The 9674-nt window shown below is 57.3% G+C and carries 13 protein-coding genes, 2 tRNA genes and 1 other RNA gene; 3 read left to right on the top strand and 13 right to left on the bottom strand.

Features of this window, described 5'->3' with window-relative positions; all coding sequences use genetic code 11:
- Positions 1-78: 78 nt before the first annotated feature.
- The 3 genes from Q0J57_RS10055 to Q0J57_RS10065 all read right to left on the bottom strand — a co-directional run bounded on the left by Q0J57_RS10055 (position 79) and on the right by Q0J57_RS10065 (position 3061).
- Positions 79-1137, bottom strand: a complete 1059-nt coding sequence (locus Q0J57_RS10055; RefSeq protein WP_297219844.1) for a phage antirepressor N-terminal domain-containing protein — start codon at positions 1135-1137, stop codon at positions 79-81.
- A 236-nt stretch (positions 1138-1373) separates the two neighbouring features.
- Positions 1374-1874 (bottom strand): DUF4411 family protein, encoded by a 501-nt coding sequence (locus Q0J57_RS10060; RefSeq protein WP_297219847.1) that lies wholly within the window; start codon positions 1872-1874, stop codon positions 1374-1376.
- Positions 1871-3061: an XRE family transcriptional regulator gene (locus Q0J57_RS10065; RefSeq protein WP_297219849.1), complete on the bottom strand. Its 1191-nt coding sequence runs from the start codon at positions 3059-3061 to the stop codon at positions 1871-1873. Before Q0J57_RS10065 ends, Q0J57_RS10060 begins: the two co-directional genes overlap by 4 nt.
- A 202-nt stretch (positions 3062-3263) precedes the next feature.
- Between Q0J57_RS10065 and Q0J57_RS10070 the strand changes: the two genes are divergently transcribed.
- Positions 3264-3539, top strand: coding sequence for a type II toxin-antitoxin system RelB/DinJ family antitoxin (locus Q0J57_RS10070; protein ID WP_297219851.1), 276 nt, complete (start codon positions 3264-3266; stop codon positions 3537-3539).
- The gene (locus Q0J57_RS10075) at positions 3539-3811 is read left to right on the top strand and encodes a type II toxin-antitoxin system YafQ family toxin (protein WP_297219853.1); all 273 of its coding nucleotides are present in this window, start codon (positions 3539-3541) and stop codon (positions 3809-3811) included. Before Q0J57_RS10070 ends, Q0J57_RS10075 begins: the two co-directional genes overlap by 1 nt.
- 114 nt (positions 3812-3925) lie before the next feature.
- Here Q0J57_RS10075 and Q0J57_RS10080 read toward each other — a convergent pair whose 3' ends face one another.
- The 10 genes from Q0J57_RS10080 to Q0J57_RS10125 form a co-directional block, all read right to left on the bottom strand.
- The gene (locus tag Q0J57_RS10080) at positions 3926-4318 is read right to left on the bottom strand and encodes a hypothetical protein (protein WP_297219855.1); all 393 of its coding nucleotides are present in this window, start codon (positions 4316-4318) and stop codon (positions 3926-3928) included.
- A gap of 7 nt (positions 4319-4325) precedes the next feature.
- Positions 4326-4390, bottom strand: an RNA gene (locus Q0J57_RS10085) — hammerhead ribozyme type II.
- Between the two features lie 236 nt (positions 4391-4626).
- A complete protein-coding gene (locus Q0J57_RS10090; RefSeq protein ID WP_297219857.1) occupies positions 4627-5076 on the bottom strand; it encodes a hypothetical protein in 450 nt (149 codons plus the stop codon).
- A gap of 299 nt (positions 5077-5375) precedes the next feature.
- Entirely contained in the window at positions 5376-6578 is a 1203-nt protein-coding gene (locus Q0J57_RS10095) for a hypothetical protein (RefSeq protein WP_297219860.1), read from the bottom strand.
- Position 6579: 1 nt separating this feature from the next.
- A complete protein-coding gene (locus Q0J57_RS10100; protein WP_297219863.1) occupies positions 6580-7377 on the bottom strand; it encodes a PD-(D/E)XK nuclease family protein in 798 nt (265 codons plus the stop codon).
- Entirely contained in the window at positions 7340-7519 is a 180-nt protein-coding gene (locus tag Q0J57_RS10105; protein ID WP_297217459.1) for a hypothetical protein, read from the bottom strand. Before Q0J57_RS10105 ends, Q0J57_RS10100 begins: the two co-directional genes overlap by 38 nt.
- Positions 7520-7530: 11 nt before the next feature.
- Positions 7531-7698, bottom strand: coding sequence for a hypothetical protein (locus Q0J57_RS10110; protein ID WP_297217457.1), 168 nt, complete (start codon positions 7696-7698; stop codon positions 7531-7533).
- 218 nt (positions 7699-7916) lie between these two features.
- Positions 7917-8006: transfer RNA gene (locus Q0J57_RS10115), tRNA-Ser, on the bottom strand.
- A 4-nt stretch (positions 8007-8010) separates the two neighbouring features.
- A tRNA-Pro gene (locus tag Q0J57_RS10120) sits at positions 8011-8087 on the bottom strand.
- Between the two features lie 282 nt (positions 8088-8369).
- Positions 8370-8708, bottom strand: coding sequence for a hypothetical protein (locus Q0J57_RS10125; protein ID WP_297219864.1), 339 nt, complete (start codon positions 8706-8708; stop codon positions 8370-8372).
- Between the two features lie 563 nt (positions 8709-9271).
- Here Q0J57_RS10125 and Q0J57_RS10130 point away from each other — a divergent pair.
- Positions 9272-9625: a hypothetical protein gene (locus Q0J57_RS10130; protein ID WP_297219866.1), complete on the top strand. Its 354-nt coding sequence runs from the start codon at positions 9272-9274 to the stop codon at positions 9623-9625.
- The last annotated feature ends 49 nt before the right edge of the window (positions 9626-9674 follow it).

Raw genomic sequence — 9674 nt, forward strand, 5'->3', positions numbered from 1 at the left:
CCTGTTAGGGCGCGGCTGGTAAGAAAGCCTTACAGGCGCATATGAAGAACCACCGGCTTTGCCGGTGGGTTCCTTTTGCTATCTTCCCAGGGCCACGGCCACGTTGAGGCTCAGGCGCAGGTGCTGGCTGGCGTTATCCAGTGCCTGGCGGAAGTGCTGTTCGGCTTCTGTGCGGCTCTGGAACAGGCTGTCCAGCAGGCACTGCGGGCTGAACATGGTATCGGCATTGCGGCCCAGGTCGGACACGGCGTAGCTGAACAGGTCGCCGCGGCGGGCGTCCAGTTCCCGTAGCATGGCCATGAATTCTTGCCGGAGGCCGGCCGCGCGCCGGCTCCAGTCCTGCCACAGCGCCAGCAGTGCGGCCTCCTGCGGGCCGGGGACGTGTCTCCGGTCGCGGTGCGGCGGATAGAAGCAGCCGTTACGGTACAGGGGCAGCGCTTCCGGTGCAGCAGGCAGGGCCGGGGCTATCTCCATACTGGTGAGGTAGGCCACGGCCTCGCTCATGCGGCATTGGGGCAGCTGCTTGTAGCTGCTCAGACGGAAATGGTTGTTGAAGCGCGACCATATCTGCGGGTACAGCCCCCTGCCGCGGCGCTCTGCCGGGATGCCCTCCACCCTTGCCCGGACGATGGCCTGCAACGTACACTGCTGGTCAGGTGTGATGGCAGCTTCCGCCGTCTGCGGGGCCGGACGTTCGGCGCGGCCGTGCATCCAGTAGTTCCACAGGGCGTCGTCGCTTTCGGCCTGGTAGAGTTCTATCTTTGCCCGCAGCTCCGGCCGCACCTTTCTGGGATTGATGCTGTTGAGGTAGGCAGGGAGCTTGCGGACAGGCATGCAGAGCATTTCCCGCTCGCTGCCGTCCTGGGCAACCGTTGCGATTATCGCAACAGTCCAGCGTTCCTTGTTTGCGTTGAGTTTCACGCTTTGTGAACCCCAATCAAGCCCCATGTTTTCCACAATGGGGCGCATGGGCGTATAGGGCTGGTTCTGGTAGTCGATGCAGAAGATGGTGTCGCCGTGGAAGGTGACGGGAGAAAGCTGGCACATGATGGCTGGGGATTGCGGAGAAACAAAAAAGGCGGCATGACGCTCCCCAGCCGTAAGAGCTGCCGGATCCTCGCGGATACCGGACGTCATGCCGCCAAAATTTGCCAACAGGCAAAGTGGCTTTGTTGTTTCTCCATCTGCAAAGCCGCGCTTGGGGACAACGGCAGGCGGTAGACTATCGCCTCTTACGGTTGGGAAGCTCAGGAGGCCACAGAATGCCGCCCTTGTCAACAAAAAAGGCCACCTTTAGGGTGGCCATGTACGTATGGCAAAGGTAATTTAACACTTATAAATAGCTGAGTTTTGCTTTTATAATTTGACTAATTCTATTCAGGAAGATCAGCCCGTATGGCCCAAAGAAATTGGATAAATGTGAAGCATGGGATATTTAGTAATTGACAAACATGGGGAATTTTTACCTCTTTATAGTTAGCTAATTTCCCATTTTTAGCCAGTTCACCTGTTGCAACTGAAGCGGAAAGTCCTTTTGCGTGCGCAACAACATATGGGTCTGCTTTTAGCGTTTCAAGAGTTCCCTCAGGAAATGAGCTATCTTTCCCATAAACCTTAACATAGGCATCCATGACTGCTGGCATATGGGTATACGCATTGTCTTTAGGAATGAAAAAATGCTCTTTGTTTTGTTTTATCCACTGCGCAAGTCCATCTTCACCTTCGCCAATTTCATCGAAGACAGATTCTGGAATTTTTATTTTTCCCTGCTTACCACAGTCAACTAGCCAATCCCAAAATAAATTGTTTGTAGATATTGGAAACTGGACACGATTTGCATTAACAAGAATGCATGTATCAAAAATGTACATCATCGTGCCACCTTCTCCAGTCTTGCGACAGATATACCTAACAAAGAAGATGCATCATTAAATCCTATATACCCATTGCTTGCAGCATTTATCAATGTCGAAACAAGTTTTTTACCAAAATGAAAGGCCATAACAGTATTTGCATCTGGTCCACCACGTACATCGTTTCTAAGAGATTGAGCGCGCTCAATACAAGTTTGTACTACATAAGCATAATCAGTATGTGTTATCTTGTTGATATCTTTTGCGCGTCTCGCAATAACTATAGAACTCACTTTAAATTTTTTTGCAATCTTATCAATAGATTGCATTAGCGGCTCTTGAAATTTTTCTTTAATTAGTTCGTTCTCAGGAACAAGATACTCCGCCGCAACTGCATTGCAAAAAGTTTCTTGGAATCTATCATAATGAGATTTAATTACCCCATCACCATTGCAATAGCCTGTAGCTCCAATAAAAATATGACATATTTCATGCAAAAGAGAAAAAACTCGCGCCTTGAGAGTATCATTTGGATTAATAATAATCATAGGAACCAAAGAGTCTGCAATACACATTCCACGAAATTCTTCTAGTGGAATTGCAGAATGATGGCTTCCTAGATCGCCAAGAAGAATAACGTAGATTCCAGCATGCTGAGCTTGCTCTCGAAGGGCTTTAAAAAACTCAGCTTCATCACGGATTTTAGAGACTTTGCGAGGATCTGGCCCAAGCACAGACCGTATGGCGGCAACTACGCTAGACACAGAAGAGTTACTTGTCTCGGAATTAACGAAGGCAAGAGGAACTTCCTCTTCAGCTTCTGCAATATCTTTCAAAGCCTTGTGTAAAGAGATAATACGACGCTTAAGTGCTGAAAACTCAGGAGAATCTGCAGTGTGCGGCCTAGAATCTACTGTGCGAAAATCTGCTAAGAATTCTTCCTTATGCGGAGGGATCGGGAGAAAAAAAGTGATTTCTGGGCGCCGGTAAGCTTTAGCCAGAGCTTTTAACAAAGTGCTGGAAAGGGGGTGCTCTCCAGACTCGATAGACTGAAGGCGCTCTGCAGGCGTTACTCCAGGTTTTTGTCCTCGTGGTTTAAGAGGATGGATTTTAGCTCGGTCGGCGGCTTCTTCAAGAGAAAGTCCCGCATCCTCCCGAGCCCAGCGGAGAATAGTCGGATTGGCAGGAACAGAATGGGAAGAAACCATAATGACCTCAAAAAAGATAAATGAAAAATTTTTTCAAAAATACTCAAGAACGAGGGATATTGCAAGCCTTTATGGGGCGCTATACATCTCCATGCCAGGATGAAAACAAAATGGAATTGCAAGTTATAATATGCGCTTCTATGTCTTTTATGTTGACAATGCACACCTGTAAGACATATTTTTTATGAAAAAAGGACAGCATATGCCGACAACCAGCATGACCATTCGTATGGACAGTGCGGTCAAGCAGCAGGCCCAGGAGCTGTTTGCCGCGCTAGGCATGGATATGACCACAGCGGTCAATATCTTTTTGCGGCAGGCCATCCAGCGGCAGGGACTTCCTTTTGAGGTGGCGCTGAACCAGCCCAACCGTGAAAGCCTTGAGGCATTGGCCGAAGTCCGGGAGATGAAGCAGCATCCTGAGCGTTACAAGGGCTATACGGATGCCGAGGCCATGATGAAGGAGCTGCTCGCCTGATGCTCACCATAAAGCCTACCACCAAATTCCAGAAGGACGTGAAACGGGCGCAGAAGCGCGGCTATGACATGGCGCTGCTGACGGAGATCATCAAGCAACTGGCGGCAGGGGAGCCCCTGCCCGCAAAGAACCGGGATCATGCCCTGTCCGGCAACTTTGCCGGATGCCGTGAATGCCATATCGCGCCGGACTGGCTGCTGGTGTACGAGATCGCAGATGAGGAGCTTGTCCTCTATCTGCTGCGGACAGGTACGCACAGCGACTTGTTCTGATTTGCCCTGAATCATCTTGCCAAGCAGGCCGCTGCCCCGCACGATGCGAAGGCAACGGCCTGTTTTGGGCTGGTGAGGTTCACGTACCGGCACGTCTCCACCACTGCCCTACTCTCATCGCCCCATCTCAGCCTCGGCGGCGAGGCGGGCATGATAGAGGGAACACATGGCGAAGCCTGGGCAGTTGTCGATGTCGTGACGAGGCGGGCAGGCGTTCTTTCTGGCCCGTTGTCCATCCTCGGTCGTCTCGTACCAGGAACAGCCTTTGGGGCGAAGCGTTTTGCCACCGGCCCTGTCTTTCGCCAGAAGGACAGCTACGCGGGCCTCGAACTCTGCGGCGTCCTCAAAGTTATATTCCGCGCACAGTGTAGAATAAAAGCCAGGGCAAACCCCGCTTGCCCCTCGTTTACCGTATTTGATGCAGGGGTTGTCGTACAGGCAGAACTCGCAGCGGCTGCACAGGTTTTTCCGCCGTTCCAGCCATTCACGTTCTTGTTCGGTCAGCATTTTTCCCTCCCGGCTGCTCGTCAGGCCGTGGCCGCCACGCCACGACGACGCCCCAGGGCGGGCGTTTCGCGTTTAACGCTCGTTCTTTTGTGTTACAACGAATCCCAAAGCCTCAGCCAAATCGTGAGGCATTTTGAGGATGGGGATGCCATTAAGGCATGCGGCTACCATTTCGGTGCTTGCAGTATTTTCTTTGCTGCTGTCAGCCTTCTTTTCTTCGGGTATTCTGCTCTCCTTTGCTGCTATTCGATTTGCAGCAAGCATATTTGCTGCGCAAAAAACGGGCTTTGCTACGACACAAAACCCGTTTACCTGCCGGCAGCGTTCCGCAGCTCTTCCCGCGTCAGCAGGCGCACGTCTTCGCAGCGCACCAGGCGCGGGCCGTCTATCCATATCCACCAGCGGCCGTCAGCACCCAGGTGGGGCGGGGCTTTTGTCCAGACAGTGCCGCAGCACGGTCCATCGCCGTCATCCTCCCAGTGCGCAAAGACCCTGACGGGTTTGTCCAGCCCTTCCGGTCTGGGAGGCGCAGGCGCGGCGTCAATGAGCCAGTCGCGTACCAGGGCGGCCACGGCGTCGGCTGACAGGGCCGTGTATTTGCCGTCCGGGCAGTGCCAGCAGCCGTTGAGCTTGACGCGAAACAGGCCGGCATCCTCGTTTTGCCCGGAAAACTGGGCAAAGTCGTAGAGCAAAACGGCGTCCGTTTTGCCCTGCTTTTTGAGCAAAATGGACGCCGCCTTATCGTTGGGGTCAGACATGGGACCTGCCAGCCAGACGTTCCCGATCCCTTGCGGACATCTCGCGGATGGGCTGCACCATGCCGCAGCGGCCGGAGTCCATGTAGGTACCGTCAGGGGAGAGTTCTCTCACAAAGGCCATGCAGCGGTTGCCGGCGCAGCGGAGTTCCGCATGCGGATCAGGGCCGCCAAAACAGAACGGGCACAGACGATCGTGCCCGTTGTTGCTACTCGTTGTGGTGTATTCTTCGTACATACTGAAAAGCCCGCCTTTTGCCGGGCGGGTGCGGGCTTGAGGAGGTTATGCGCAGAGAAAATGTCTAGGCCGTGGCGTCTGACGTATCCCATGCCGGGCAGCCGTTGCGCTGCTGGCAGTCGTAGCAGTCGTCTTCCGTAATCTGGGCGCCGTTGTGGGGGCAGGTGAACGTCTGATATGGCGGGACGAAGGCTGCCGTCTGCTCCTGTGCCGGTTCAGGCACGGCGGCGTCGGCCCCGGTCTGCGTGGCATCCAGAGCAGGAGATTCCTGGGGATGCGGTGTTTCTGGCTGTTCCTGCGGTGTGGCAGATGCCCTAGCGGCGGCTTCCTTGATGACGCGCTTGCAGTCGGTCTTGCTCCAGGCTTCGGGCTGTCTGCTACCGGCCAGGAAGCAGGCGGCCTCCAGCGTGAGGCCCGCGTCCTCCCAGGTCGCAAGGGCCTCCTGGCGCAAGTCCTCAAGCTCCTGTTGCGCCTTTCTTCGAGCCTCTGTCTTGTCCTGTTTGGCGTTGGGCGCGGCATCTTCCTGGCCCCTGTCGACAAGAGAGGTGCCTTCCCTGATCGCTTCGACGGACGTATAATGCGGGGCCTCCTCTACAGGTTTTGCCCAGCTTCCATCCTCCTGCGGGATCAGCTCGATGGTGTCCCTCAGCTCGTCTTCCGTCTTGAGGCCCATAGCAATTTCCGGTGCATGGACACGGACAAACCAGGACACGGCCCGGTAGCGGAGCATAAGCTCGGGCATGGACTGCCATTTGCTGCTGTTCTTGAACCAGCCTTCATGTTTGGCCAGCCCGATGGTGATGAGCGGGCCTTCCACAATCTCACCGGTGGTCAGTTCCTTGGCCACGGCCCGGCAGCCCCAGTCGTCCTTTCCCTGTGTCCCCTGGAAGTTGTAGCGGATGGTCGAGAATCGCCCGGAATTGTTGAGCGTGGCCAGCAGGAACTGGGCCGTCCAGGCGGGGCGTCCATGCACAACATAAATGTTTTGCATGACAGCCAGGGGGTTGGCCTTCATGCGCATGGCCATGTCCAGGGCCACGACGCAGCAGCCGATGGCTTCTTCAATGCTGGAGCAGCCTCTCCGCTTGCCCTTCTCGTCGGTGTAGGGAGCGCGGAACGTATCAGGCACGAAGGGGACCGTGATGAACATGCGGGCCATGCGCTGGAGGTTTTCAAAGCCGGAGATGGTCTCCAGGCTGATGGGCATATCGCCGGTGGCCATAGCGGGCTTGCGTTGCAGAGTACTGAGAGTGGTCGTCAGGCTCATGTCATCTCCTCCACCGGCATCCATGGAACACCGGACAATATTTTTCGGTACAGGTCTGGGATTTGGGATTGCCGTAAAAGTCGCCGCTGCGGATCATGCGGACGGCCATCTGGAGCAGGCCGGGCTGTTCTTCCGTGCCCACCAGCAGCTCGCGAGCGCCGGTGATGACGCCCACGGCGGCGCGGCGGCCCTTGTCCGTCTTGGCCACCTGTAGGCCGATGATCTCGGCAGGGGCGGTGATGGGCCGACCGATGGCGGCGCCGGCCAGCAGCTCGTAGACGGCGATCTGGGCGGCATGACGCCCGGTGGATACCGTGCCGTCAGCCGACACGGCGCTTTTGCCGGTCTTGATGTCCGCGATGCCGAGGTCGCCGACGGCATCCACCGTGATGCGGTCGGTGGTTCCGGTGAGCGTCAGGCCGATGTCGGTAATGTGCAGGGCCTCGCAGGTGGCCTCCACGGCCACGTACTGCTGTTTCGGGGCGATGTCCCGGCAGTAGAGGGTATGCAGGGCAATGCCGATGCGCTCAGCTTCGGACTGGGAGTCTTCGCCCCAGTCCACGTCCTCTTCCGGACGGTGGATGGCGTCGGCCACGGCGCCGGCAGCCTCGTCTGCCGTGAGACTGCTGCCATCAAGACGGGACTGGTCGTAAAGGGCCGTGCCGGCATGAACTGCCGTGCCCAGCTGGGCCGCGCCGGACTTGGGCAGACGCAGGCCACGAATATGCTTGGCCTCCCACCTGGCCGGGCAGTCGAACAGTTCAGGCAGGCTGGACGCCCGGATGGTTATGGTTTCCATCGTCTTCCTCCGCAAAATCTTCTTCAACGAGCGCGTCCAGGCGCTCTTCTTCATCCAGTGTTTCTTCCCAGCAGCGTTGCCCGCGCGGCAGGCGGCATTGCTCGGACCACGGTTCGAAAAACGGGCAGGGATTGTAGCACATGACCTGCCCTCCTATCTGGAGACGATGAGCGGCGAGCACGCGGACGTTTCTGCCGGGAGTTCGCCGACAAGGGCGAACAGGGCGAGCAAAAGCAGAACGCACGCCCAGCCCGCGGCATTGCGGCGTGGGGAGAGTTCGTCCCGGAGTTCCTGCCAGAACGGGCGGTGAATGTTGCGCATGAGGTCCTCCTTGGGAAAAAAATGCCCGGCAGCGCGGTACACTGCCGGGGAATGAGTCATGAAAAGCCCTGCTCTGTAAAAGCCACAACAGAGCAGGGCCTGCCGCTGCATGCTTGGCGGGAGGTTTTTCGGCGAAATGTCAGCGCCGCCCCGTTACACGCTTGCCCTGCTATCAGCGGCGTTTGCAGGACTCTCCACGGAGGCGGGAGCAAATGCTTTGGCGGATGAGGTGGGATTCGAACCCACGGTGGACATGACGCCCACGGCGATTTTCAAGATCGCTGCCATGACCATTCTGCCACTCATCCGTATTGGTCGGAGCGGCGGGGATCGAACCCGCGGCCCCCGGCTCCCAAAGCCGGTGCGCTGCCACGCTGCGCTACGCTCCGAAAAAATGAGGGCCGCGCCCCCTGTGGACGCGGCCCCGGCTTCTGCTGATTATCCTAACCCGGAACCCTCGCCGACGTGAGCAGAAGCCCCAGTTCCGGCAACGACGGTGAGGTAAGGCTGTGTCGCTGCCGGTCAGAGGCAAGAAAAAAGGCCCCTCGTTTCCGGGGGGCCTTGGTGGTGCTTTTTGTACAATGGCTACTTGTTTTCGCCCTTCTTGCCGAGATGGACGGCGTAGAGAAAGGCGCCGATGCACACGACAACCGTTGCGATCCATGCTGCGGTCATAGGAACCTCCTTGAGATGTAGACGCTTCCAACCAATGCGCCAATACCGACGGCAATTGCCCACAGATTGTTCTGGAACAGGCCGATCAGCATAGAGCCCGCGCTGATTTTTTCAAGCCAGTCAGCGATCCGCTTCATATTGTCATCCTTTCTTTCACGATAGCCATTACTCCATGGCTTGTCGAATGTTTTCCACTTCCATTCCCGCCGTCCATCGCTGGATGTCAGTCTGGAATCAGAAAACGATATCGGTCCAGCGGCTTTCCCCGCCTTCGCATCTCCGGGAGTTGTCCCGGCTTTTTCGGCGTCGTCATGCTGTCCGGCTCTACGGCTCACACTTGCGCCCCGTGCGGTCTGCCCGCGTGTATTGCCGGGGGAGGATACCCCGCCTGCACCTGTACGGCAGCCGGAGAACCTGCCCCGTGAACGCTGCCCTGACGGCCCGGCAAAGACAGATGCCCCCAGCCGCGGGCACCCCCAGTGGCCGGCCTTTCTGAGCTGCTGGCAGGTCTACCCCGTGCAGCAGGGGCAGGAGGCGGCCTGGCGCGAATGGATGCGCCTGCATCGCAACGGCACACTGGCGCCGGTCTTTGTCATCCGCGAAGCCATCCTGAGCATGTGCGCAGAGGACAGCCGCTGGATGCGGGGCAAGGTGCCAAAAATGGCCCGCTGGCTCAACGGCAAGGGCTGGGATGACAAGCCATTTGTGGAGCCTGGGGGCGCGCCGGCCCTGACAGGATTTGCCGGGAGAGGGACACAGGACACGCGGGCACCCACGGAGTTTCAGAAGCGCCAGCAGGAAAGCAGGGGCATGGCCTCGTACCTGCTGGCAGCCAGAAAAAGGGAACCCCATGACAACGACGACAACGAGCCGCATTGGCATAACGCAGGAGACGCACATGGAACGCAGCTGGATAGCACGACGCCTGGGAGAACTTTCGCTGCTCTACGGGCAGCTGAAATCGCCTGAAGAGCTTTTGCTCCTGTCGGAACTCTGGGCGCAGGCTCTGGCCGGTGAAGACAGAGGCGACGTGGAGCGTGCGCTGGTACTGCACGTGCGGGAAAGTCGTCGCTTTCCCGTGCCGGCCGATATTCTGAGCCTTGTGCCACGGTGCCGCCATGCAGACAGGGCCGTGGACGCATACCCTGCCCTGCCGGAAGAAAGCTGTGCGCCGGCGCGTCAGGTGCAGGAGCGTGCTGCTGCCATCAGTCAGGCCGTGCGCCGTGGCGGATCTGCTGGGGCGAACGTGTGACAGGCTGGAAGTTCCGGAGGTGCGACAGTGAGCGAGGACAGGCTGGAAG

The sequence above is a fragment of the uncultured Desulfovibrio sp. genome, from assembly GCF_944324505.1.
Classification (GTDB): domain Bacteria; phylum Desulfobacterota; class Desulfovibrionia; order Desulfovibrionales; family Desulfovibrionaceae; genus Desulfovibrio.

Excerpts from the sequence above, each read along its gene's own strand:
- Q0J57_RS10055 (WP_297219844.1), bottom strand. The coding sequence starts at position 1,137 with ATGACGTCCGGTATCCGCGAGGATCCGGCAGCTCTTACGGCTGGGGAG.
- Q0J57_RS10060 (WP_297219847.1), bottom strand. The coding sequence starts at position 1,874 with ATGATGTACATTTTTGATACATGCATTCTTGTTAATGCAAATCGTGTC.
- Q0J57_RS10065 (WP_297219849.1), bottom strand. The coding sequence starts at position 3,061 with ATGGTTTCTTCCCATTCTGTTCCTGCCAATCCGACTATTCTCCGCTGG.
- Q0J57_RS10070 (WP_297219851.1), top strand. The coding sequence starts at position 3,264 with ATGCCGACAACCAGCATGACCATTCGTATGGACAGTGCGGTCAAGCAG.
- Q0J57_RS10075 (WP_297219853.1), top strand. The coding sequence starts at position 3,539 with ATGCTCACCATAAAGCCTACCACCAAATTCCAGAAGGACGTGAAACGG.
- Q0J57_RS10080 (WP_297219855.1), bottom strand. The coding sequence starts at position 4,318 with ATGCTGACCGAACAAGAACGTGAATGGCTGGAACGGCGGAAAAACCTG.
- Q0J57_RS10090 (WP_297219857.1), bottom strand. The coding sequence starts at position 5,076 with ATGTCTGACCCCAACGATAAGGCGGCGTCCATTTTGCTCAAAAAGCAG.
- Q0J57_RS10095 (WP_297219860.1), bottom strand. The coding sequence starts at position 6,578 with ATGAGCCTGACGACCACTCTCAGTACTCTGCAACGCAAGCCCGCTATG.
- Q0J57_RS10100 (WP_297219863.1), bottom strand. The coding sequence starts at position 7,377 with ATGGAAACCATAACCATCCGGGCGTCCAGCCTGCCTGAACTGTTCGAC.
- Q0J57_RS10105 (WP_297217459.1), bottom strand. The coding sequence starts at position 7,519 with ATGTGCTACAATCCCTGCCCGTTTTTCGAACCGTGGTCCGAGCAATGC.
- Q0J57_RS10110 (WP_297217457.1), bottom strand. The coding sequence starts at position 7,698 with ATGCGCAACATTCACCGCCCGTTCTGGCAGGAACTCCGGGACGAACTC.
- Q0J57_RS10130 (WP_297219866.1), top strand. The coding sequence starts at position 9,272 with ATGGAACGCAGCTGGATAGCACGACGCCTGGGAGAACTTTCGCTGCTC.